Below are 23165 nucleotides of genomic sequence, written 5' to 3'. Positions count from 1 at the left end.
GCTCACGCGTGCACCCCCGGCGCGAACTTCGGGATCCGCACGACGACCTTGGTCCCCGCGCCGGGCGCGGTCTCGACGACGAGGCCCGCGTCCTCGCCGTACGTCGCGCGCAGACGGGCGTCCACGTTGCCGAGCCCCACGGAGGGGTGGGCGCCCTCCGACGTGCCGGGGGAGTCGGCGGTGCCGGGGGAGCCGGGCGTCCCCGCCAGCACGGCGGCGATGCGCTCGGGGTCCTCTCCCGCGCCGTCGTCCTCGATCTCGACGACGCAGGTGCGGCCGAGGTCGCGGGCCACGATGGACACCGTCGTGACGGGCCGCGGTGAGCCCGCCAGCCCGTGGCGCACGGCGTTCTCGACGAGGGGCTGCAGGCAGAGGAACGGGACGGTCACGCCCAGCACCTCGGGAGCGATCCGGAGCCGCACCGCCAGCCGGTCGCCGAAGCGCGCCTGCTCGAGCACGAGGTAGCGCTCGATCGCCCGCAGCTCCTCGGCCAGCGTCGTGAACTCGCCGTGCCGCCGGAAGGAGTAGCGCGTGAAGTCGGCGAACTCGAGCAGCAGCTCCCGGGCGCGGTCCGGGTCGGTGCGCACGAACGAGGCGATGGCGCCCAGCGAGTTGTAGATGAAGTGCGGGCTGATCTGCGCCCGGAGCGCCCGCACCTCCGCCTCGACGAGCCGGGTGCGCGAGGCGTCGAGCTCCGCGAGCTCGAGCTGGCCCGAGACCCACACCGCGACCTCGTCGGTGGCCCGCACGAGCCGCCCCGTGACCTGGGGCGCGAGCACGGCGAGCGTGCCCACGACGTCGTCCTCGACCACGAGCGGGCTCGCGATGGCGCCGCGCAGCACGCAGTCCGGGGCCGCGCAGCGGAGGTCGGCGGGGGTCGCCAGCAGGGTGCTGCCCGCCGCGACCGCGCGGGCGGCGAGCGCGCCGAGGTCGCCCTCGTGGTGGGAGCCCGCGCCGTCCCAGGCGAGCACCGCCGTCGGACCGGTCAGGCCCACCCCGGGCGTACCGAGCAGGGCCCGCAGGTGGCCGATCGCGCGGGCGGCGCTGTCGGGGCGCAACCCCTCCCGCAGCGCCGGCGCCGCGAGCGACGCCGTGTGCAGGGTGCGGAAGGTCGCCCGGTCGGCCTCGGTGCCGAGCGCAGTGCGGCGGCGGCTCCAGCGGGCCACGCGGGTCAGCGGAAGCGGATGAGCAGGTCGGGGTCGTCCGGCCCGTCGTGCGCGTCGGGCTCCGCGTCGCCGGTCTCGCCGAGCACGCGGAAGGCGCTGAGCGGCTGGGTCTGCTCGCCGCCGGACTCGTCCACGGCGAGCGGGGCGCGCACCGGCGCGATCTCACCGGTGTCGACGACGTAGGTGATGATCCCCTCCGCCGTGTCGCCCATGTCGAAGGACGGCCGCGGTCGGGCCGGGGGCGGGTACGCCGGACGCCCGTCGGTGCCGTGCACGGCCGCGCGCAGGGCGTCGGCGTCCATGGCCTCGGTGCTCTCCCCGGTCTCGCCCGCCGCGACGGCGTGGCCCTCGACGGCGTCGGTGTCCGCGTCGACGTCGTACGGCGTGGGACCGGCGTCAGCCGTGTCGGTCGCCGTGTCGGCTGCCTCCTCGGACGCGCGGGCCGCGTTGCGGGCCGCCCGCTCGGCGAGTGCCGCCGCCTCGGCGGCTGCGCGGGCGCGCTCGGTGACCATGGCCCAGGCCTCGCCCAGCACGGGGGCGCGGTAGCAGTGGCTGATCCAGGGCAGCTGCATGCCGTCGGGGCCGCGGCCGTAGTCGTCGTAGAGCCGCTCGGCCTCGTCGACCGCGCGGGCGGCCTCGGACTGGCTCCGGGCGAGCACCGCCGGCAGGGCGCGCACGACCTCGGCCAGCGTCTCGCGCGTGACGACCTGCCAGTGCCGGAAGGTGTCGGTGGAGACGGGACCGAAGTAGGGCGACGCCGCCATCGGGCCCGACGGGTCGACCGGCTCGGGGAGCCGCAGGGCCGCGCGCAGCTTGCGCACCCACGGGATGCGGTGGTCGTGCGCCTGCACCAGCACGGCGACCTGGCCGCCGGGGCGCAGCACGCGCGCGGCCACCTCGGGCTCGGGGCAGAGGTCGAACGACACGATCGCGTCGACGGACCGGTCCGGCAGGCTCATGGTGCCGTCGAGGCTGGAGCGCACGTCGTACCCGAGGGCGGCGAGCGCCTCCTCGAGCGGGGCGGTGCTGCGGGGGTCGCCCACGAGCACCACGGTGCGCCCCGACGGACCGGCCAGCCAGGCGGCGGCGTCGGGGGGGAAGGCGGAGGCGGCGCGGGTGCGGTCGGACAGGCGGTCCATGATGGGCCAGAGGCTACCGGCGCGGGCGGGACGCGGTCGCTCGCCACGCCGTCCCGTCGATGCTCGAGCCGCCGGTCGAGCCGCCGGTGGATCCGCCGCTCGTGGCGCCCCGTCGGCCACGGACTCAGCCCGTCCGCTTTCTCAGTTCGTTACGGATCCTTCATCTCCGTATACGTGGTCCTCAGGAGATTCACGGGTTAGCGTGCCGAAGCCACCCCTTTACCTTCCGAGAGGTAGTCCGTTGCCCCGTTCCCAGACCCACCGCCTGCGCGTGAGCGCTGCCCGGCTGTCGGCGCTCGCCGTCACCGCCGGTCTGTGCGCCGTCGTGCCGGTGGCGCTCGCGCCGTCCGCGAGTGCAGCGCCCGTCTCGATCCAGCTCCTCAACTTCAACGACTTCCACGGCCGCATCGACGCGAACACCACCAAGTTCGCCACCACGATCGAGCAGCTGCGGGCCCAGAACCCGAACACGCTCCTCATGAGCAACGGCGACAGCATCGGGGCGAGCATCTTCGCCTCGGCCGTGCAGGAGGACGTCCCGACCCTCGAGGTGCTCAACGCCCTCGAGGTCGCGACGTCGGGCGTCGGCAACCACGAGTTCGACCAGGGCTACGACAACCTCACCGGTCTCGTCGCGGAGACGGCCGACTTCGACTACCTCGGGGCGAACGTCTACGAGAAGGGTACGGACACGCCGGCGCTGCCGGAGTACGCCGAGTTCGAGGTCGGCGGCCTGACCGTCGGTGTCATCGGCGCCGTCACGCTGGAGACCGCCGACATCGTCTCGCCCGCCGGCATCGAGACCATCGACTTCGGCGACCCCGTCGAGGCGGTCAACCGCGTCGCGGCCGAGCTCTCCGACGGCGACGCCGCGAACGGCGAGGCCGACGTCATCGTCGCGCAGTACCACGAGGGCGCGAACCTGACGACCGGGCTCGACGCGGCGAAGGCCAACCGTCCCGAGTTCGCCGAGATCGTCGACGGGACGAGCGCCGCGGTCGACGTGATCTTCACGGGCCACACCCACCAGAAGTACGCCTACGACGCGCCGATCCCCGGCACGGAGCGCACGCGCCCCGTGCTGCAGACGGGCCAGTACGGCGAGAACATCGGCCAGGTGAACCTGACGGTCGACAGCGAGACCGGCGAGGTCACGGCGTACACGCAGCAGAACGTCGCCCGTGTCGCCACGGCCGACACGACGCTGCCGCGCGTCGCCGCGGTCGACGCGATCACCAAGGAGGCCCTGGACTACGCGGCCGAGGTGGGCAACGAGCCGGTCGGCGAGATCACCGCCGACATCACCCGCGCCTACAGCGCCCCGGGCGCGACGGACCGCTCGGTGGAGTCGACCCTCGGCACGCTCGTCGGCAACGCGCTGCGTGACGGCGTCCCCGAGAACATCGGCACGCCCGACCTCGGCATCACCAACCCCGGCGGCCTGCGGGACGACCTGCTCTACCAGGGCAACACGGCCAACAACCCGGCCAACACCGACGGCGTCGTCACCGTCGCCGAGGCCAACAACGTGCTGCCGTTCCTCAACAACGTCGCGCTCGTCGAGCTGACGGGCGCCGAGCTCGCGCAGGTCTTCGAGCAGCAGTGGCCCGTCGAGGGCCGCAGCTCGACGCTGCGTCTCGGCACGTCGGACAACGTCGCGATCACGACGAACCCGTCGGCCCCGGCCGGCAGCCGCGTCGAGAACATCTGGATCGACGGCGTGCTCGTGCAGCCCGAGGAGACCTACACGGTCTCGACGTTCAGCTTCCTCGCGGGCGGTGGCGACAGCTTCACCGCCTTCAAGGAGGGCACCACGCGCGACACCGGTCTCGTCGACCGTGAGCTCTGGTTCTCCTACCTCGAGGACGCCAGCCCGATCGAGCCCGACTTCGCCAAGCACCAGGTCGTCGCGCCCGGCATGCCCACCGTGCTCGGGATCGGCGACGCCGCCGAGATCAGCGTGAGCAACCTCGACCTCACCTCGCTGGGCTCGCCCGCGAACACCGACCTCACGGCCTACGTGGTCGACGAGGAGGGCGAGGTCGTCGACGTCGCCGGCGAGGCCACGGTCACGGCCGGCGCGGCGACGATCGCCGTCGAGGTCCCGCTGTCGGCCTACGAGGGCGACGAGATCTACCTGGTCGCCGAGCCCACCGGCACGGCCGTCGGCCCGATCGCCGTCGTCGACGAGCGCACCGCCTCCACCGCCACCGGTCCGGCCACGGCCGTCACCACCACCGTCGGCAAGGGCGTGCAGGTCCCGATCCGCATCACGTCGGACGCCACCGCGACCGGCACGGTCGAGATGCGCTGGAACGGCTACCGCCAGACGGCCACGGTCGTCAACGGCGTCGCCCGTCCCACCGTGCCGAGCAACTGGAAGCCGGGCACCTACAACATCGGCTTCTACTACAGCGGTGACGCCCAGACCGCCCGCTCCGCCGTCGGCGTGCGGGTCACGATCGGCCGTGCGCCGTCGGTGGTCCTGCTGACGGTGCCGAACCCGGTGAAGGCCGGCGCCACGCCGACCCTCGGGATCCAGGTCGGCAACTCCAGCGGCGTCCCCTACACGGGTCGCGCGAACATCTCCTACGGCGGCAAGGGCTACCAGGTCCTCGTCGTCAGCGGTCGCGCGAACTTCACGATGCCCCCCGGCCGCGTGGGCAACCACCTGATCACGGTCTGGATCGACGGCAACGCCCTCACGGCGCCGTCGGCCTCGACCCGCGGGGTCCGCATCATCCGCTGATCCGTTCCACCCGTTCCACCAGCAGGCAGGGAGTCGCCCCCCGGGGCGGCTCCCTGTCGCGTTCGCGGCCCTTCCCGGGTCGTGGTGCCGGCGGCGGGTCGCTACCCTCGCGCTCGTGCCCGACGTCGCGCCCGATCCGCTGAGCCACCTCGTCGCCCTCGAGGGGGTGGGATCGGCGTACGCCGCGGCGCGGGACGGCATCGACGTCATGCTGCGCGACCGGGGCCTGCGCCGCACCTCGCCCGAGCTCACCGCCGAGTCGCTGCTGCGGGGCGCCCACGCCAGCGCGGTGCTGGAGGGGTCGGCGTCGACGCTGGCGGAGGTGCGCGCGGGCACGGGCGACGAGATCGCCCAGGACGCCGTGCGGGTCTCCACGCAGCTGCTGGGGCTCGCGCCCCAGCTGCGCACGGCGCCGCTCATGGCGTTCGCACGGCTCCACGCGCTGGCCGCGACCGGGGCGTTGCCCGACGAGCGCCGCGGCCGTCCGCGCGACGCGGAGGGCGCGGCGCGGCTCCGGAGCACCGCGGACCTGCTGCTCACCTCCCGCGAGGTGCCGGCCCTGGTCGTGGCGGCCGTGGTCCACGCCGAGATCGCGTGTGCCGCGCCGTTCCCGTCGCACAACGGCATCGTGGCCCGCGCGGCCGAGCGGTTGGTGCTCGTCGCCCGCGGGCTCGACGAGAAGTCCCTGGTCGTCCCGGAGGCGGGGCACCTGGCAGTGCGGGCGGAGTACGAGTCGAACCTCCGCGGCTACCGCAGCGGGAGCGCGTCCGGCGTGCACGCCTGGCTGCTCTACGCGGCCGAGGCCTACGCGGCGGGCGCCGAGGCGAGCCCGCTGCGCCGCGACGCGAGCTGAGGCCGGCAGGGGAGCGAGGGCAGCAGACGGCCCCCGGAATCGCGTGGATCCGGGGGCCGTCGCTGACACGCACCGCCGCTGGCTACCAAGCGTGCACTCATCTGCCGCCTCGGGAGTCTCCCGTCGACGTGCGCCCTGTCAGAAGGGTGGGTCGCCGCGTGGGTACCCGGTGGTGCGTGAAGTCCCTGTGGAGTTCCCGGTCCGGATCCGGGGTGCTGCGTGACCACCACTGTGCCTCTGTGACCCACGTCACGCAAGGGTTCCCGGGCGGTAACTTCCGGCCCCCGTCGCCGTGATCGGGTCCGCTCAGACCGGCTGGCGGCGCTTGCGCACCTGGGTCCACACCACGCCCGCCACGGTGAGGGCGCCGCCGAGCGCGAGCGCCGCGAGCGTCGGCCCGGCCGGCGGCAGCTGGCTCCGCAGCGCCACGGGCCGGGTGAAGACCAGCACCGGCCAGTCGTTGGCGATCGCGACCTTCCGCAGCTCGCGATCGGGGTTCACGGCGTAGGGGTGCCCCACCGCCTCGAGCATCGGCACGTCGGTGATCGAGTCGCTGTAGGCGTAGCAGGCGTCCAGGTCGTAGCCGCGCTCCTCGGCCAGTGCCCGCACGGCCCGCGCCTTCTCCTCGGCGTAGGCGTAGTAGGCGATCTCGCCCGTGTAGCGGCCCTCCTCCTCGACGAGCCGGGTCGCCACGACCCGGTCCGCGCCGAGCATCGCGCCGATCGGCTCGACCACCTCGGAGCCCGAGGTCGACACGATCACGACGTCGCGACCGGCGAGGCGGTGCTCCTCGATGAGGGTGACGGCCTCGTCGTACACCAGCGGGTCGACCACGTTGTGGAGCGTGTCGGCGACGATCTCGCGGACCGTGGCGACGTCCCAGCCCGCGGTGAGCGCCGACAGGAACTGCCGCATCTTCTCCATCTGGTCGTGGTCCGCGCCGCCGACGAGGTAGACGAACTGCGCGTAGGCCGAGCGCAGCACCGCGCGGCGGGAGATGAGGCCGCCGGCCTGGAACGGCTTCGAGAACGCGAGCGTGCTCGACTTCGCGATGATCGTCTTGTCGAGGTCGAAGAACGCCGCGGTGCGGCGGCTCTGGGCTCCGGTGCGCTCCGGCATGTCGTGAGGATAGCCGTCGCACCGGGTCGGGGCCCGCGCTGCTCCTCGCGCCGGCCGGGGTCAGGAGTACCGCTCGTGCAGCTCCGTCCCCGACGGGCGCGACCGGAACCCGACGTCGGTGGGGGCGACCACGGTGCCATCGGGGAGCCGCCCCACGGCGTACACGGCGACCCGGTTCCCGTCGCGGCCCAGCACCCGGCCGAGCGCCGCGAGGGCCTGCTCGAAGCCGGCGGTGTCGGCGACCGCGACGTACCCCTTGAGGGACCCGCCGCCGCTCGCGTCGGTGCGGAGCACGAGGTCCTGGTCGGTGACCCCCGGGAGCGCGCGGACGGCGCTCACCAGCTGCGCCTGCACCTGCGCGTCACTGCGCCCGGAACCGCCCAGCAACCGCGTCATCCACCCCATCGGGCCATCCTCGCTGATCCGCGCGGTCGGCGGGACCCTCAGTCGGGAAGCCGCTCGACGGGCACGTCGACGGCGGTCGCCGTGCCGGTCGGCCCGACGAGGAACGGCGCCATCGACCCGGCGGCCTGGTAGGCCCGCAGCTCCGCCCCGAGCGGCGTGTCGGACGCGAGCGCGTCGTGCACGGAGCGGATGTAGGCCTCGTGGCTGTGGTTGGTGAGCACGTCGTTCCAGGCGCCGGGGCTCGGCAGGTCGACGTGGCGGCTGGTCGGGGAGTGCGAGGTGCCGAGCCCCTCGAGGTCGGTGCGGGGCACCGGGTCGAGCGCGTGACCCATCTGGAGCACGTCCACGCCGCGCACGTCCAGGTGGTCGATCGGGGCGCCGTAGGTGACCATGTTCGTCACGTTGAACCGCTCCCGGAAGGCGGGGTCGGTCGCCAGGTGGCCGGTGATCATGCCGCCCTGCGAGTGGCCGACGAGCAGCACGGGGGAGCCCGGGGGGATCCCGGCCCGCTCCATCGCCGCCCGCACGCTCTCGGCCGCTGCCGTCGGGTTGCCGGCCATGAGCTGCAGGTTGGCGCTCAGGTCGCGCGGCATGCTGCCGGCCGACGGCGTCCAGGTCTCCGTGCCGGGCACGTTGACGATGTACGCCGGGGGCCCGGTGCCGTTGTCGACCCGCACGATGCGCACCTCGCCGTTGCTGCCCTCGGTGGTGCCGTTCGCGTAGGCGTCCGTCACCGACTGCATGATCGTGTCGAGCGAGCGGGGCTGCTCGAGGGCGGGGCGGTGGCTGAGCCCCGTGTCGGACGTCGGGACGGCGACGGGGTCGCCCGCGGCGCCCCGGCCGTGCGCGAGCCAGCGCTGGTCGACGCCGGTGCCGACGTTGGCCCCGACCCCGAGGGCGGCGCCGACGGTGCCGAGGGCGCTCGCCGCGATGGCCGACACGCTCCAGTCCCGCTGACCGGTGAGGACGTCGACGATCTTGCCCTGCAGGTCGGTCGCGCCGCCGAGGAAGCGCCCGAGCGCGACCCCGCCGGCCTGGAGGCGGTCGCCGATCCACGAGCCGATGCGATCGAGGAGGCCGCGCTGCGCGGCGGCGCCCGGGCCGGCGGGGCCGGTGCCGCCCTCGCCCGTGCCGCCGGACGCGCGGTCCTGCTCGTCGGCCTCCGCCCGGAGCCGGAGAGCGAGCTCGGAGAGGTGCTCGGCCACGAGCTCGAGGTGGGGACGCTGCGTGAACGACCAGTCCGCGCGCACCCGTTCGGCGTCCGGCCCCCACCAGTCGAAGTCCGCCAGCGCGGCGTCCAGCCGGGCGGCGAGGGCGTCGATCTGCGCGGCGCCGCCTGTCAGGTCGTCCGCGGCGGCCAGGCCGGCCGCCGTGTCCATCCCGTGGGTGACGGTGCTCATCACGCGGCTCCGGTCGCGGCGAGCGTCCCGACGAGGTGGTCGAGCGCCCCGGCCACGTCCCACTGCAGGGTCGCGGCCAGCGCCCCGGCGCGCTCCCGCAGCACCGTGGTCGAGCCGTCGGCGGCCGCCGTCACGGAGTAGAGGTCCCGTGCCGTCAGCAGCCAGGTGCGCAGCGCGAGGGTGTCGGTGGTGGCCGCGGCCTCGGCGTCGGCCTCGGTGCCGGACGGGCGGGCCGTGACGGTCACGGTGACCGCGTGCCGCACGAGCGCCGGCAGGATCGCTGCCTCCTCCGCGTCGACGGGCACGCGGTCGGCGGCGCGGGTGACCGCGGGCGCGCTGCGGGCCACGCTGTCGGCGGGCAGCAGCGCGCGGACGGTGGGCCAGAGCCGGGCCACGGGGAACTCGCTGATGGTCGCGTCGGGCGAGCCCAGCGGCGTGTGGATCGAACCCCGGCTGCCCACGAGCACGAGGTCGCTCCGCGTGGTGCGCCGGCCCGTCGTGACCGCGATCCGGAGGGCGACGTGCGGGGGGAGCGCGGGGGACGGGACGTCGGGCACGGCAGCCGCCTTTCGACGGGGACGGTGGGTTTCGGGGCGGGGAGGGCCAGGGAGTCCACGTTCCCCGCTCGGTCGCGTGTTGGGGAGGTGGAAGGTTCCGGGTCGTGCGGTCGGCCCGCTCCCCGTCCCCAGCGGTCCTGCACGGCCTGCTCGTCCCCAGGTCGGGCCGGAGCGGTACGCCGCGCCTCGCCCCCGACGCATCGTCGGACCCATGAGACGCCGTCGCCCCGGTCCGACCACCGCCGAGCTCCGTGCCGCACCGCCGCCCCCGACCCGCCCCGTGCTCGTGACCCGGTCGGCCGGTCTGGCGGCGCAGGTGGAGCGGCTGGCCGCGGCGTCGGGCGCGAGCGTGCAGGTGACGGCCGGCGTCGCCGAGGCGCTTGCCGCCTGGCGCCGGGCCCCGCTGGTGCTCGTCGGCCAGGACGCCGCGGTCGCGCTGGCGGAGCGACGTCCGGCGCGGCGGGGCGACGTGCACGTCGTAGCGGCCGCGGAGGTCGGGCACGAGGTGTTGCGCGCGGCGCTGGCGCTGGGGGCCGAGGAGGTGGTGGTGCTGCCCGACGGCGAGGCGTGGCTGGGGGAGCTGCTGGCCGCCCTGGAGGCGTCGCCGCACACCGCCCGCACGGTCGCGGTGGCCGGGGCGACCGGCGGCGTCGGGGCCACGACCCTGGCCTGCGTGCTGGGGCTCGTGGCTGCCGAGGACGCCCCGGCCCTCGTGGTGGACCTCGACCCGGCCGGAGCCGGCGTCGACCGCGTGCTCGGCCTGGAGACGGTGGCGGGCATCCGCTGGTCCGCGCTCGACGAGGTCGTGGGGCGCCTCAGCGGCCCGGCGCTGCGCGACGCGCTGCCCGGCCGCGGCGGTCTACGGGTGCTCGCCTGGGACGACGCCGGCCGGGCTGTCGGGGGTGCGACCGGCGGCGCCCCCGGGCCACCGCCCCGTCCGACGGTGCTGGCCGAGGTGCTGGCGGCCGCGGTCAAGGCGCACGGCACGGTCGTCGTCGACGTGGGTCGCCGCGACGACGCCGTGGCCGCCGACGTGCTCGCCCGCAGCGACCTCGCGGTGCTCGTGGTGCCGGGCACGGCCCCGGGTCTCGTGGCCGCGCGCCACCGGGTCGACGGCCTCGGGGCCCAGGTCCCGGTGGGTGTGGTGCTCCGGGGGCGGGCTGCGGACGAGGGCGTGGTCGCAGGAGCGGTCGGCGCCCCCGTCGTCGCGCGCCTGCCCGACCAGCCCCGAGCCGTGGAGGACGTCCACCTCGGCGTCGGCGGGCTCCGCCCGTCGCGCGGCCTCGCGCGCACCGCGCGCGACGTGCTGGCGCTGCTCCCGGAGCACGCGGCGCGGTGGCCGGCGGGAGGGGCCGCGTGAGCGCCGCGGTCGGCGGCCTCGTGGACCTCGTGCGCGAGCGGCTCGCGGGCGAGGGCGGCGACGTCACGCCGGCGCGGGTCGCGGCGGCGCTGCGGGCGCACGGCCGACCGGTCGGCGACGCGACGGTGCTCGCGGTGCACGAGGAGCTGCGGCGTGAGGTGCTCGGGGCGGGGCCGCTCGACCCGCTCCTCCTCCGACCGGGGGTCTCCGACGTCCTCGTCAACGGCCCGGCGGAGGTCTACGTCGACGTCGGCCGCGGCCTCGAGCTCACCGACGTCCGGTTCCCGGACGAGGCGGCCGTGCGGCGGCTCGCCCAGCGCCTCGCCGCCCAGGCGGGTCGGCGGCTCGACGACGCGGTGCCCCACGTGGACGCCCGCCTCGCGGACGGCACGCGGTTCCACGCCGTGCTGGCCCCGGTCGCACGTCCCGGCACGCTGGTCAGCCTCCGGGTGCCGCCGCGCGGCCGTTTCGGGCTCGACGACCTCCAGGCGCGCGGTGCGGTCAGCGGTCCCGGCGCGCGGCTGCTGCGACGCGTGGTCGCGCAGCGGCTCGCGTTCCTCGTCAGCGGTGGCACCGGGACGGGCAAGACGACCCTGCTCGGCGCCCTGCTCGGGCTGGTGCCCGATGCGGAGCGGATCGTCCTCGTCGAGGACGCGAGCGAGCTCCGGCCGGCCCATCCCCACGTCGTGGCGCTCGAGGCCCGCCCGCCGAACGTCGAGGGCGCCGGCGAGGTCACCGTCCGCACGCTCGTGCGGCAGGCGCTCCGCATGCGCCCGGACCGCCTGGTCGTCGGCGAGGTGCGGGGTGGGGAGGTGGTCGACCTGCTCGCCGCCCTCAACACCGGTCACGAGGGCGGCTGCGGCACCATCCACGCCAACGGGGCCGGTGACGTCGTCGCCCGCATCGAGGCGCTCGCCCAGGCTGCGGGGCTCAGCCGGGAGGCGGCGCACGCGCAGGTCGCCGCCGCGCTCGACGTGGTGGTCCACGTGGCGCGCGGCCGCGACGGTCGGCGCCGGCTCGCCCAGGTGGCCGTGCCCGTACGCCGCGACGACGGCCTCGTCGAGACCCGGGTCGCCGTCGCGTTCGACGCCGCCGGGCGTCTCGTCGAGCACGCGGGTGCCGACCGGCTCGCGCACCTGCTCGACCGCGACGCGGGGGATCCGTCGTGACCGCGGACCCGGGAGCGGACCTCCTGCTCCTCGCCGGGCTGGCGGCGGCCGCTGCCGTGCTCGTGGGCTGGCGGCCGGGCCCGGCGGTGGCCCACCGGCGAGCGGGGCCGGCGAGCGCGCCGACGGTCGGTCGGCGCACCGCGGTCGCCGCGGGGGCGCTCACCCTGGGGGCGACGGCGGCCGTGGTCGGTGGGGTGCGGGCCACCGTCTGGGCGTTGCTCGCCGCCGGGGTCGTGCTGGGTGGGCGGACGCTCCTGCGGCGCCGCCGGGAGGGACGGCTGGCCGCGCGGAACCGGGAACGCGTCGTGGGCCTCTGCGAGCTCCTGGCGGGCGAGCTGCGGGCCGGCCGCGCCCCGTCCGTCGCCCTCGCCGCGGCGGCCCGTGAGTGGCCCTCCGTCGACGCCGTGCGGCGCGCCGACACCCTCGGCGCCGACACCGTCGCGGCGTGGCGCGCCCTGGCGAGCCTGCCCGGTGCGGACGCCCTCGGTCTGGTCGCCGCGGCCTGGCAGATCAGCGCCCGCACGGGTGCCGGGCTCGCCGACGCCCTCACGCGTGTCGCCCGCCTCGTGCGCGCGACCGAGGCCACCCGGCGCGTGGTGGCCTCCGAGCTCGCATCGGCCCGCGCCACGGCTCGCCTCATGGCCGGCCTGCCCCTCGTCGCCCTGCTCCTCGGGGGCACCACGGGTGGCAATCCGCTCCACTTCCTCCTCGTCACGCCCCTGGGGCTCGGGTGCCTGGCCGGGGGACTGGCCTTCGGCGCTGCCGGCCTGCTCTGGATCGAGCGGATCGCGGACGACGTCCTGGAGGTCCGGTGAGCGGCGGCAGCGGCATCGTCCTGCTGGCGGCGGCGGGTGCCGCGGCGGCGGTCGCCCTCGCGGCGCCCCCGCGCCTGGAAGAACCCACCCCGGCCGCCACCGGTCCGTCGCGACCGCGCGACGACCGGGTGCGTCGCCTGGCGCCGCTGTGGTGCGCGTCGGCGGCCCTCGGCGTCGGCACGTTCCTCAGCGGGCTGCTCGCCTGGCCCGCGGCCGTGGCCGCCGCGGTGGGGCTGTGGGTGCTCCTGCGACGAGCGGAGCCGCCCGAGGCACGCCGCCGGCGGGCCCGCCTCGCGCAGGAGCTCCCCGCCTTCGTCGAGCTGTTCGGGGCGGCGCTCGCGTCGGGCGCCGGTCCCGCCGGGGCGCTCGGTGCGGCGCGCGCGGCGCTGCCGGGCGCCGCCGCCGACGAGCTCGCCCCCGTCGCCGCGCGTCTCGACCTCGGTCTCGACGCCGGGGAGGTGTGGACCCGCCTCGCGGCGGACAGCCCCGGGCTGGCGCCCCTCGCGCGCGTCATGGCTCGCTCGCACGAGGCGGGCATGGTCGTCACCGACGCCGTGGCGGCCCTGGCCGAGGAGCTCGACGAGCAGGCCCGCGCGCGGGTGGAGGACCGGGCGCGGGCGGTCGGCGTGCGTGCGGCCGTGCCGCTGGGGCTGTGCCTGCTGCCGGCGTTCCTCCTGCTCGGGATCGTCCCGCTCGTCGCCGCCGCTGTGGAGGGACTGCGGTGGTGAGCCGCTGCCTCTCCCCAGGTGGCCGCGGGGAGGTGGTCGTCCCCAGGCGACCCGTCGCCCCGATCGCGGGGGCCGTCGGCGGGGGAGGGTCGTCCCAGGTCGGCGGGACGGTCCCACCGGCCGGAAGGGGGATGACCATGCGCCTCACGAGGAGCGTGCGGAGCCGCGTCGCGCGGCTGGCGGGCCGGACCGTCGGCGGCACCGGTGACCAGCGGGGGATCACGACGGCGGAGTACGCCGTGGGCACGGCGGCGGGAGCCGGTCTCGCCGGGCTGGCCTACCAGCTGCTCACCGGTGGCCTCGGCAACCAGATGCTGACGTCGATGTTCGAGCACGTGCTCGGCCTGATCGGCATCGGCTGATGGGCCGGCGCCGACCCGCGCGGAGCGGGCGCGTCCTCCCGGTCCGCGTCGCCGCGGGTCGGCGCCGTGACCAACGGGGTGCGGTCACGGCCGAGACGGTCATGGTGCTCCCGCTGCTCGTCCTCGTCACCCTCGCTCTGACCTGGATGGTGGGTCTGGCGTTCGTGCAGGTGCAGGTGGTCGACGCGGCCCGGGAGGCAGCGCGGGCCGCGGCGCGGGACGACGGCACGGCGGCGAGCGTGGCCGCTGGCCGGCGCGTGGCTCCGGACGGCGCGACGGTGACCGTGGCGACGGGGGAGTCCGAGGTGACCGCGACCGTGCGGGTCAGGGTCGAGGGTCCCGCGCTCCTCGCGTGGGCGCCCTCGGTGCCCCTGAGTGCGACCGCGGTGGCCGCCCGGGAGGAGCAGTGAGGGTGGTGCACGGTGCCCTGCACGACAACCGCGAGCACCGCGACCAGCGGGGTGCGGCCACGGTGACGGCGCTGGCCCTGGTCGCGGTCCTGGGGGCGGTGGCGGTGGTCCTCGCGGTCGGGGCCGGGTTGTTCGTCGAGCACCGCCGGGCCCAGGCGGCCGCCGACCTCGCGGCGCTCGCGGGAGCCGGTGCCGTGGTGGAGGGCGACGCGTGCGCGGCCGCGACGGAGACGGCCGGGCGCAACGGCGCCGAGCTGACGTCGTGCGAGGTGCTGGACCGTGACGTGCGGGTGGTGGTGGCGGTGCGCCGCAGCTACCCGGGCGGCTGGGAGGCCGTCGTCGAGGGGGTGGCCCGGGCCGGCCCGGCAGGTCCTCCGGCCGCCGCCGGGGGTGGCGCGTGACGCAGCAGCTCGTCGAGCAGCAGCAGCGCCGCGTGCTTGTCCAGCGGGTGGTTCTGGTTGCCGCACTTCGGGGACTGCACGCAGGACGGGCAGCCCTCCGTGCACTCGCAGTCCGCGATGGTCGCCCGGGTCGCACGCAGCCAGTCCGGCGCGGCCGCGAAGCCGCGCTCGGCGAAGCCCGCCCCGCCGGGGTGGCCGTCGTGGACGAAGACGGTCAGGGTGCCGGTGTCGGGGTGCAGCACGGTCGACACGCCCCCGATGTCCCAGCGGTCGCAGGTGGCGAAGAGCGGGAGCAGGCCGATGGAGCAGTGCTCGGCCGCGTGGGCCGCGCCCGGGAGGTCGCCGACGTCCACCCCGCGGCTCTCGAGGTCGGCGATCACGGACGAGGGCACGGTCCACCAGACGGCGGCCGTCCGCAGGGACCGCGCCGGGAGCTCGAGGGCCTGCTCGCCGATCACCTCGCCCCCGGGTTCCCGCCGGCGGAGGTAGGCGACCACCTGGTGGCTGACGTCGACGGTCCCGAACGCGAGGCGGCACCCGCCCCAGTCGACGCCGCGCTGCTCCTCGACGATGCGGATGTCGGTCACCTCGCGGGCGGAGGTGGTGAACGGCGGGTCCGCCCGCTGCAGCACGGCCACGTGCTCGTCGAGGTCGAGGCTCTCGACCAGCCAGGTCTCGCCGAGGTGCACGTAGACGGCGCCCTCGTGCGCCTCGCCGTGGGCCCGGGCGGCGTCGACCGTGCCGATGACGCGCCCGCTCCCGGCCTCCACGAGCTGCACCGGGGACCCACCGCTCGACCGAAGGTCGGCGAGGTCGCTCGCCCGGCGTCGGTCGGTCCAGAAGTAGCCGGCCGGTCGGCGGCGCAGGAGGCCGGTCGCCAGGAGCTGGTCGAGGAGCACGGGGGCCGTGGGGCCGAACAGCCCGAGGTCGGCGTCGGTGAGCGGCTGGTCCGCGGCGGCGGCGCAGAGGTGCGGGGCCAGCACGTAGGGGTTGTCGGGGTCGAACACCGTCTGCTCGACGGGTGCGTCCAGAAGCGCCTCGGGGTGGGCGACCAGGAAGGTGTCGAGCGGGTCGTCGCGGGCGACGAGCAGCCCCAGGGAGTCCTGCTGCGCCCGGCCGGCGCGGCCGACCTGCTGCCACAGGGCCGCCCGCGTGCCGGGGAACCCGACGACGAGCACCGCGTCGAGGCCCGCCACGTCGATGCCGAGCTCGAGGGCGTTGGTGGCCGCGAGGCCGAGCAGCTCGCCGGAGCGCAGGGCCCGCTCGATCTCGCGCCGTTCCTCGGGCAGGTAGCCGCCGCGGTAGGAGGAGACCCGCGCCGGCAGCGCCGGGTCCACGTCGGCGAGGTGCTCCCGCGCCGTGCGGGCCACCTGCTCGGCGCCGCGGCGCGACCGCACGAAGGCGAGCGTGCGCACGCCGTCGACGACGAGGTCGGTGAGCAGGTCGGCCGCCTCGGAGCCCGCGGCGCGCCGCACCGGCGCGCCGTTCTCGCCCTGGTGCGACGTCAACGGCGGCTGCCACATGCCGAGGGTGACGCTTCCCCGGGGCGACGCGTCCTCGGTGACGGGCACGACGTCGAGCCCCGTGAGCCGGTGGGCGGTGTCGGCGGGCTCGGCCGCCGTGGCCGAGGCGAGCACGAAGGTCGGCTCGCTGCCGTGGTGGGCCGCGATGCGTCGCACCCGGCGCAGCACCTGGGCGACGTGGGCGCCGAACACCCCGCGGTAGTGGTGGCACTCGTCCACCACGACGTAGCGGAGACCGCGCCAGAAGGCCGGCCAGCGGTGGTGCCCCGGCAGGAGGGAGTGGTGCAGCATGTCGGGGTTGGTCAGGACGTACTCGGCGTGGTCGCGCGTCCAGTCCCGCAGCTCCGTCGGGCTGTCCCCGTCGTGCGTCACCGCCCGCACGCCGGTGCCCAGCCGCTCGACGGCGGCGAGCTGGTCGGCCGCCAGCGCCTTGGTGGGCGCGACGTACAGGGTGGAGGCCCCCCGGGTGCCGCGGGAGGTGCGCGCGTCGAGCAGCGTGGTGAGCGCCGGCAGCAGGTAGCCCATCGACTTGCCCGACGCCGTGCCCGTGGCGAGCACGACGTGGGTGCCGTCGTGGGCGAGGTCGGCGGCGGTCCGCTGGTGGGCCCAGGGCGCGGCCACGCCCAGCTCGACGTACCCGTCGCGCACCGCCGGGTGCGCCCAGTCCGGCCACGCCGCGGTCACCGCGTCGCGCCGGGGCAGCACGCGGACGTGCCGCAGGCGCTCGGCCCGGTCGTACGGCGACGTCAGGCGCGCGAGGGACGCCGCGGGGGAGGCCGCGGGGGAGACACCGTGCCCCGCCTCGTGCTCGCCGCGACCGTCCATGGGCGGGGAGTCTGGCAAGCGGCACCGACGTTGCTGGCATCGGTGGGGTCCGGCACAGCGGTTCCGGCGTCCTCCTGCGGCCCGTCGCAGGATCATGGTTTGATAGGCCGGGCACCATCTCGGGTACGGTGCCCGGCAAGTGGCCCGATGCATGCACCTGCGTGCCTGAGGAGACGACGTGGACCTGACTCTTGCGACCAGCGAGGCCGATGGCAAGACCATCGTCGCCGTCGGTGGCGAGATCGACGTCTACACGGCGCCGCGCCTCCGCGACCGGATCACCGAGCTCGTCGCCGCCGGCACCTACGACCTCGTGATCGACATGGAGGGCGTCGAGTTCCTCGACTCGACGGGCCTGGGCGTCCTCGTCGGTGGCCTCAAGAAGGTGCGTGCCAACAACGGCTCCCTGCAGCTGATCTGCAGCCAGGACCGGCTCCTCAAGATCTTCCGCATCACGGGCCTCGCGAAGGTCTTCGTCATCCACGACTCGCTCGCGGCTGCGCTCGCCTCGGCCGACGCGTCCTGACGCCGACCTCCCGCCCGCGGGTCACCGGGGCCGACGACTTCCTTAACCTCCGCGGAGGTTTCCCGCCGGTGGCCGCGGGCACCGTCCCTCCGGTGTCCGCACACGCGAGGGAGGAGAGCCCGTGAACGACCAGTTCGACGTGACTCTCGAGGACTCGGTGCTGCTGGGCGAGGTCGAGCTCACCACCAACCTGATGGTCGCGGCCAGCCGCTCCGAGCGGCACCTCACGACCGAGGAGATCGACCGCATCCTCGGCGTCGTCGCCGACGACGACTGAGCCCGCGCCCGTCCCGGGGCTCGACGGACGGGGTGTGAGACTGGTGCCCATGTCGCGCCGCGTCCCCGGGGCCGTCCCCCGCGAGCAGCTGCCCTCGTCCGCCGATCCCGGTGCGGCCGAGCCCGACCGCCCCGCCGTGCGCGCCGCGGGCGCCGTCGTGACGCGGCCCGGCAAGGAGGTCCTGCTCGTCCACCGCCCCCGGTACGACGACTGGTCGTTCCCCAAGGGCAAGGTGGACCGCGGCGAGCACGTGGTCGCGACCGCGGTGCGGGAGGTCGAGGAGGAGACCGGGCTCCGGGTCCGCCTGGGCGCCCCCCTGGCCGACCAGCACTACCGCGTCGCCGGCCGCGGCGGCCCTCGCGACAAGACCGTCTCCTACTGGTCGGCCCGGGTGGTCGGTGACGACGACGTGGCCGGCTACCGGCGGGCCGAGGAGATCGACGAGGTCGCGTGGGTGCCGGTCGGCGAGGCCCGCGACCGCCTGACCTACGCCCACGACGTCGCCACCCTCGACGAGGCGATGGCTCGCCCGCGGCGTACGTCGACCCTCGTCGTCCTCCGGCACGGCGTCGCCCGCTCGCGCGACCGCTGGCGCGCCGACGACCGGGTGCGGCCGCTGCTGGCGGTCGGCCACGACCAGGCGCGCCGCTGGGTGGCGCTGCTCGCGGCGTACGGCGTGGGTTCCGTCGTGACGTCCCCGAGCACGCGCTGCGTGCAGAGCGTGCAGCCCTTCCTCGACGCGCACGACCTCACGCCGCGGCTCGAACCGGTGCTGAGCGAGGAGGACGCGAGCAAGGCGGGGGTGCGCCGCCTCGTGGTCCGTCTGCTCGAGGAGCCCCGCACGGTCCTGTGCACGCACCGCCCGGTGCTGCCGCTGGTGCTCGACGCCCTCGGGGTCGCACCGGTCGCCCTCGACAAGGGCGCCGCGCTCGTCGTGCACCACCGCCGCGGCCGTGTCGTCGCCACGGAGGTCACGAGCGCGTAACGGGTGAGTGTGGTCCAGGTCATGTCGTCAAGGGCGCACCGGTCTAGTTCACCCGATGCTCACCGTCTGCCCGACCTGGCGTTCGCCGATGGGTCACCACCGTTCACTGCTCGTTCACTGACGCCGACGGATCCGTACACCCAGCCTCCTTACGTTCCGTGCGTCAGTTCGTTCAGTGATCCTCAGCAGACTTCAGGAGACCCGCAGTGAAGCGCACTTCCTTCCGCTACGTCGTGCCCGGTGTGGCCGCTCTGGCCCTCACCCTCTCGGCCTGCGGTGCCGGCAACGAGGGCGGCAGCTCGAACGGCTCCGGCAACAGTGACGCCCCCTCGGCCGCCTCGGGCCTGTCGGGCGAGCTCCGCGGCGCGGGCGCCACCTCCCAGGAGAAGGCGCAGGAGGCGTGGGCGACCGCGATCCAGGGCCTCAACGACGGCAACCTGACGGTCGACTACCAGGGCATCGGCTCCACCGACGGCCGCGGCCAGTTCATCGACGGCGCCACGTCGTTCGCCGGCTCCGACTCCTACCTCAAGGAGGAGGAGCTCGAGGGTGCCCGCGAGCGCTGCGGCGGCAACGTCATCGAGATCCCGGCGTACGTGTCGCCGATCGCGATCGCGTTCAACGTGCCGGGCGTCGACAGCCTCAACCTCAGCCCCGCCGTGATCGCGGACATCTTCAACAACCAGATCACGAAGTGGAACGACCCGGCGATCGTCGCCGACAACCCGGACGCCGACCTGCCGGACGCCGACATCTCGCCGGTGCACCGCTCGGACGACTCGGGCACCACGAAGAACTTCACGGACTACCTCGGCAAGGCGGCGCCGGACAACTGGTCCTACGAGGCTGAGGACGCGTTCCCCGTCTCCGGCGGCAACTCGCAGGCGGCCGAGGGCACCTCGGGTGTCGTCGAGCTCATCACGAACACCGAGAACACGATCGGCTACGCCGACGAGAGCCAGATCGGTGACCTCGGCACCGTGTCGGTCGGCGTGGGCGACACGTTCAGCGCCCCGACCGCCGAGGGCGCCGCCAAGGTCGTCGCGGTGTCGACCCGCGTCGAGGGCCGCGACGCCACCGACATGGCGACCGACGTCGACCGCACGACGACGGAGGAGGGCGCCTACCCGGTGATCCTGCTGTCCTACCTGATCGCGTGCGAGAACTACGACGACGACACCGAGGCCGCCAACGTCAAGGGCTACCTGTCCTACATCGTGTCCGACGAGGGCCAGCAGGCCGCCGCCGACGCCGCCGGCTCCGCGCCGCTCTCGTCCGAGATCGCGACCGAGGCCCAGGGGATCGTCGAGAACATCTCGGCCGGCTGATCCACACTGATCCTGCACGGCGCTCCCGGGGGTGTGACGACGTCACACCCCCGGGCGCGTGCCCGGACCACCGCACCGATTCTCACGTCGCCCGGAGGAGACCTCGCCCGTGAGCACCACCCTGACCACCAAGGAAGCGCCAGCCGGCGGTGACCCGTCGCCGTCCTGGATCTCCGAGCGCTCGGGCCGCGGCGACGCGATCTTCAAGGGCCTCACGATCGCCGCCGCCGCCCTGATCCTCCTGGCGCTGGCCAGCGTCTTCATCTTCCTGTTCACCCAGGGCGCCGCCGGCTTCACCCAGCCGGCCGAGGTGTACTCGAAGTACGGCTCCAGCTTCTGGGGCTACGTGTGGCCCCTGCTGGCGAGCACGGTCGTGGCCTCGCTCATCGCGCTGATCATCGCGGTGCCGCTGGCGATCGGCATCGCGCTCGTCATCACGCAGTACGCCCCGTCGTGGCTCAGCACGCCGGTGGCCTACGTGATCGACCTGCTCGCCGCGGTGCCGTCCGTCGTCTACGGCCTGTGGGCCGGCATCTACCTGGCGCCGCGACTGGTGCCGATCTACGAGTGGCTCCACGAGCACTTCGGCTTCATCCCGCTGTTCGGCGACGTCGTGAGCAGCGGTCGCTCGATCTCGACCGCCGGCATCGTGCTGGCGATCATGGTCCTGCCGATCATCACGGCCATCAGCCGCGAGGTCTTCTCCCGTACGCCGCGGCTCCACCGCGAGGCCGCCCTCGCCCTGGGTGCCACGCGGTGGGAGATGATCCGGATGACCGTCTTTCCCTACGGCCGGTCCGGCGTCATCTCGGCCGTCATGCTCGGCCTGGGCCGCGCGCTGGGCGAGACCATGGCGGTCGTCATGGTGCTGTCGCCCGGCACGCTCTTCACCTTCAACCTGTTCAGCGGCTCGAACACCCCGTCCATCGCGGCCAACATCGCGCTGCGCTACCGGGAGCGGTCGGAGGGCACCCTCGAGGTCCTCATCGCCACGGGTCTCGTGCTCTTCCTGCTGACGTTCGCCATCAACTTCGCGGCCCGGTGGGCCGTGGCCCGCAGCGAGAGGAAGCTTGCCGGATGAGCATCCAGTCCCCGCCCGCGTCGCTCCCGACGCTCACCCACGCGCGCCTGCCGCGCCAGGCGCCGCTGATGGTGGCCGCCGTGGCCGCCGCCGTGGCCGTCGCCGGCGTGGTCCTCGGCCTCGGGACGGTCGCCGCCGTCCTCATCGGCGCGCTGGTCTTCATCGTCGCGCTGCCGGTGTGGTCGCTCGTCGTCGAGAACCGTCGTTCCGCGACGGACCGGCTCATGACCGGCCTGATCTGGGCGACCTTCTTCGTGGCCCTGGCGCCCCTGGTCAGCCTGGTGTGGACGGTCGTCGCCGAGGGATCCCAGGCGCTCAACGGCACGTTCTTCACCTACAGCTTCTACCGGACCTCGCTGGACCAGCCGGTCGGCGTCTACCACGCGATCATGGGCACCCTCGTGATCACGGGCGTCGCGGCGCTCATCTCGGTGCCCGTCGGCATCCTCACCGCGATCTACCTCATCGAGTACGGCAAGCGGAACACGTTCTCCCGCATCGTCACGTTCCTCGTCGACGTCATGACCGGCATCCCGTCCATCGTCGCCGGCCTGTTCGCGTTCGCGCTCTTCACGCTGCTCTTCGGAGCGGGATACCAGTCGGGACTGGGCGGCGCGGTCGCGTTGTCGCTCCTGATGATCCCGACGGTCGTGCGGGCCACCGAGGAGATGCTGCGTCTGGTGCCGGACGACCTGCGCGAGGCGGCGTACGCCCTCGGGACCCCGCGGTGGCGCACGATCGTGCGCGTCGTGCTGCCGACCTCGGTCGGTGGCATCATCGCGGGTGTCACGCTCGCCGTGGCCCGCGTGATCGGCGAGACGGCGCCGCTGCTGCTCATCGCCGGCATCGTGCAGCGCACCAACTTCAACCCGTTCGACGGGAGCATGACCACCCTGCCCGTGCTGATCTTCTCGGAGCGCAACAAGGGCAACATCGACATCGTCTGGGGAGCGGCACTGGTGCTGATGGTGCTGGTCATGCTGCTCAACGTGATCGCTCGCGTACTCGGCAAGATTCTGGCGCCCAAGCAGGGCTGAGAGGGAACTCCCACCACCATGGCTAAGAGCATCGACGTCTCCGACCTCGACATCTACTACGGCGACTTCCTCGCCGTGCAGGGTGTCAACATGACCATCCGGGCACGCTCGGTCACCGCCTTCATCGGCCCCTCCGGTTGCGGGAAGTCGACCTTCCTCCGCTCGCTCAACCGCATGCACGAGGTCATCCCCGGCGCCCGCGTCGAGGGCAAGGTCTCCGTCGACGGGCAGTCGCTCTACGACCCCAACGTCGACCCGGTGGCCGTGCGCCGCCAGATCGGCATGGTCTTCCAGCGGCCCAATCCGTTCCCCACGATGTCGATCTACGACAACGTGCTGGCCGGCAACCGCCTCAACAACAAGCGGATGAAGAAGAGCGAGGCCGACGTGATCGTCGAGCGCTCGCTCAAGGGCGCCAACCTGTGGGGCGAGGTCAAGGACCGGCTCAGCAAGCCCGGCATGGGCCTGTCCGGCGGTCAGCAGCAGCGCCTGTGCATCGCCCGGGCCATCGCGGTCGAGCCGCAGGTGCTCCTCATGGACGAGCCCTGCTCGGCCCTCGACCCGATCTCGACGTCGGCGATCGAGGACCTCATCCACGAGCTGAAGACCCAGTTCACGATCGTGATCGTCACGCACAACATGCAGCAGGCGGCGCGCGTCTCCGACGAGACGGGCTTCTTCAACCTGAAGGGCGCCGGCCAGCCCGGCCACCTGGTCGAGTTCAACTCGACCGAGAAGATGTTCGCGAACCCGGACAACGACGCCACCGAGGCCTACATCTCCGGCCGCTTCGGCTGATCCCGCGCCGTACGCGGGACGTCATGCGAACCGGTCGCCGGGGCCATCGCGCCGCATGACGTCCCGGGGGACCCCTCGCGGACGTCATGCGGACCGGCCGCCGGGGCGACCGCCGCGGATGACGTCCGGCGGGCCCGCCCACGGTCCACAGG

23 protein-coding genes are annotated in these 23165 nt (G+C 74.7%); 16 read left to right on the top strand and 7 right to left on the bottom strand.

All coding sequences use genetic code 11. The annotated features are described in order from the left end of the window. Positions 1-2 precede the first annotated feature (2 nt). The gene (locus tag PIR53_14030) at positions 3-1166 is read right to left on the bottom strand and encodes a histidine kinase (GenBank protein ID WZH51130.1); all 1164 of its coding nucleotides are present in this window, start codon (positions 1164-1166) and stop codon (positions 3-5) included. 5 nt (positions 1167-1171) lie between these two features. Beyond that, the gene (locus PIR53_14025; GenBank protein ID WZH51129.1) at positions 1172-2305 is read right to left on the bottom strand and encodes a hypothetical protein; all 1134 of its coding nucleotides are present in this window, start codon (positions 2303-2305) and stop codon (positions 1172-1174) included. Positions 2306-2576: 271 nt separating this feature from the next. Here PIR53_14025 and PIR53_14020 point away from each other — a divergent pair, with 271 nt between their 5' ends. Then, positions 2577-5054: a bifunctional UDP-sugar hydrolase/5'-nucleotidase gene (locus tag PIR53_14020; GenBank protein WZH51128.1), complete on the top strand. Its 2478-nt coding sequence runs from the start codon at positions 2577-2579 to the stop codon at positions 5052-5054. 115 nt (positions 5055-5169) lie between these two features. Further along, entirely contained in the window at positions 5170-5907 is a 738-nt protein-coding gene (locus PIR53_14015; GenBank protein ID WZH51127.1) for an oxidoreductase, read from the top strand. Between the two features lie 306 nt (positions 5908-6213). Here PIR53_14015 and PIR53_14010 read toward each other — a convergent pair whose 3' ends face one another. Genes PIR53_14010 through PIR53_13995 form a run of 4 tightly spaced genes read right to left on the bottom strand, consistent with a single transcriptional unit; the run spans position 6214 to position 9388 of the window. Next, on the bottom strand, positions 6214-7026 hold the full coding sequence (locus PIR53_14010; GenBank protein ID WZH51126.1) for an HAD-IB family hydrolase: 813 nt from the start codon (positions 7024-7026) through the stop codon (positions 6214-6216). 60 nt (positions 7027-7086) lie between these two features. After that, a complete protein-coding gene (locus PIR53_14005) occupies positions 7087-7431 on the bottom strand; it encodes a hypothetical protein (protein ID WZH51125.1) in 345 nt (114 codons plus the stop codon). Positions 7432-7469: 38 nt separating this feature from the next. After that, on the bottom strand, positions 7470-8831 hold the full coding sequence (locus PIR53_14000) for a hypothetical protein (GenBank protein ID WZH51124.1): 1362 nt from the start codon (positions 8829-8831) through the stop codon (positions 7470-7472). Then, positions 8831-9388: a hypothetical protein gene (locus PIR53_13995; protein WZH51123.1), complete on the bottom strand. Its 558-nt coding sequence runs from the start codon at positions 9386-9388 to the stop codon at positions 8831-8833. Before PIR53_13995 ends, PIR53_14000 begins: the two co-directional genes overlap by 1 nt. A 211-nt stretch (positions 9389-9599) precedes the next feature. On the opposite strand from PIR53_13995, the gene PIR53_13990 reads away from it, so the two are divergent. From PIR53_13990 to PIR53_13960, 7 genes are all read left to right on the top strand, one after another. Next, positions 9600-10748 carry a septum site determining protein gene (locus PIR53_13990; protein ID WZH51122.1) on the top strand — a complete coding sequence of 383 codons (1149 nt, stop codon included), beginning with the start codon at positions 9600-9602 and terminating at the stop codon, positions 10746-10748. Continuing rightward, positions 10745-11917, top strand: a complete 1173-nt coding sequence (locus PIR53_13985; GenBank protein WZH51121.1) for a TadA family conjugal transfer-associated ATPase — start codon at positions 10745-10747, stop codon at positions 11915-11917. The genes PIR53_13990 and PIR53_13985 overlap by 4 nt, the downstream gene beginning before the upstream one ends. Further along, positions 11914-12732 (top strand): hypothetical protein, encoded by an 819-nt coding sequence (locus tag PIR53_13980; GenBank protein WZH51120.1) that lies wholly within the window; start codon positions 11914-11916, stop codon positions 12730-12732. Before PIR53_13985 ends, PIR53_13980 begins: the two co-directional genes overlap by 4 nt. Beyond that, positions 12729-13460, top strand: a complete 732-nt coding sequence (locus tag PIR53_13975) for a type II secretion system F family protein (GenBank protein WZH51119.1) — start codon at positions 12729-12731, stop codon at positions 13458-13460. The genes PIR53_13980 and PIR53_13975 overlap by 4 nt, the downstream gene beginning before the upstream one ends. Before the next feature lie 137 nt (positions 13461-13597). Next, positions 13598-13822 carry a DUF4244 domain-containing protein gene (locus PIR53_13970; GenBank protein ID WZH51118.1) on the top strand — a complete coding sequence of 75 codons (225 nt, stop codon included), beginning with the start codon at positions 13598-13600 and terminating at the stop codon, positions 13820-13822. After that, on the top strand, positions 13822-14232 hold the full coding sequence (locus PIR53_13965; GenBank protein WZH51117.1) for a TadE family type IV pilus minor pilin: 411 nt from the start codon (positions 13822-13824) through the stop codon (positions 14230-14232). Before PIR53_13970 ends, PIR53_13965 begins: the two co-directional genes overlap by 1 nt. A gap of 2 nt (positions 14233-14234) precedes the next feature. Then, complete coding sequence (locus PIR53_13960) at positions 14235-14633, top strand: pilus assembly protein TadG-related protein (protein WZH51116.1); 399 nt, start codon at positions 14235-14237, stop codon at positions 14631-14633. Here the strand turns inward: PIR53_13960 and PIR53_13955 are convergent. Next, positions 14546-16981: a DEAD/DEAH box helicase gene (locus PIR53_13955; GenBank protein WZH51115.1), complete on the bottom strand. Its 2436-nt coding sequence runs from the start codon at positions 16979-16981 to the stop codon at positions 14546-14548. The two genes, PIR53_13960 and PIR53_13955, sit on opposite strands and share 88 nt — an antisense overlap. Before the next feature lie 178 nt (positions 16982-17159). Between PIR53_13955 and PIR53_13950 the strand changes: the two genes are divergently transcribed. The 7 genes from PIR53_13950 (at position 17160) to pstB (ending at position 23013) form a co-directional block, all read left to right on the top strand. Next, complete coding sequence (locus PIR53_13950; GenBank protein ID WZH51114.1) at positions 17160-17507, top strand: STAS domain-containing protein; 348 nt, start codon at positions 17160-17162, stop codon at positions 17505-17507. A gap of 121 nt (positions 17508-17628) precedes the next feature. After that, complete coding sequence (locus PIR53_13945; protein WZH51113.1) at positions 17629-17784, top strand: hypothetical protein; 156 nt, start codon at positions 17629-17631, stop codon at positions 17782-17784. Positions 17785-17833: 49 nt separating this feature from the next. Beyond that, the gene (locus tag PIR53_13940) at positions 17834-18769 is read left to right on the top strand and encodes an NUDIX hydrolase (GenBank protein ID WZH51112.1); all 936 of its coding nucleotides are present in this window, start codon (positions 17834-17836) and stop codon (positions 18767-18769) included. A 206-nt stretch (positions 18770-18975) separates the two neighbouring features. Then, the gene (gene pstS / locus PIR53_13935) at positions 18976-20097 is read left to right on the top strand and encodes a phosphate ABC transporter substrate-binding protein PstS (GenBank protein ID WZH51111.1); all 1122 of its coding nucleotides are present in this window, start codon (positions 18976-18978) and stop codon (positions 20095-20097) included. 109 nt (positions 20098-20206) lie between these two features. Beyond that, the gene (gene pstC / locus PIR53_13930) at positions 20207-21178 is read left to right on the top strand and encodes a phosphate ABC transporter permease subunit PstC (GenBank protein WZH51110.1); all 972 of its coding nucleotides are present in this window, start codon (positions 20207-20209) and stop codon (positions 21176-21178) included. Continuing rightward, on the top strand, positions 21175-22215 hold the full coding sequence (gene pstA / locus PIR53_13925) for a phosphate ABC transporter permease PstA (GenBank protein ID WZH51109.1): 1041 nt from the start codon (positions 21175-21177) through the stop codon (positions 22213-22215). The genes pstC and pstA overlap by 4 nt, the downstream gene beginning before the upstream one ends. Positions 22216-22233: 18 nt before the next feature. Continuing rightward, positions 22234-23013 carry a phosphate ABC transporter ATP-binding protein PstB gene (gene pstB, locus PIR53_13920; protein ID WZH51108.1) on the top strand — a complete coding sequence of 260 codons (780 nt, stop codon included), beginning with the start codon at positions 22234-22236 and terminating at the stop codon, positions 23011-23013. Positions 23014-23165 lie beyond the last annotated feature (152 nt).

The organism is Nocardioides alkalitolerans (genome assembly GCA_038184435.1).
GTDB lineage: Bacteria > Actinomycetota > Actinomycetes > Propionibacteriales > Nocardioidaceae > Nocardioides > Nocardioides alkalitolerans_A.
Note: the sequence above shows the minus strand (reverse complement) of the source record. Positions and strands in the feature narration are given on the sequence as shown.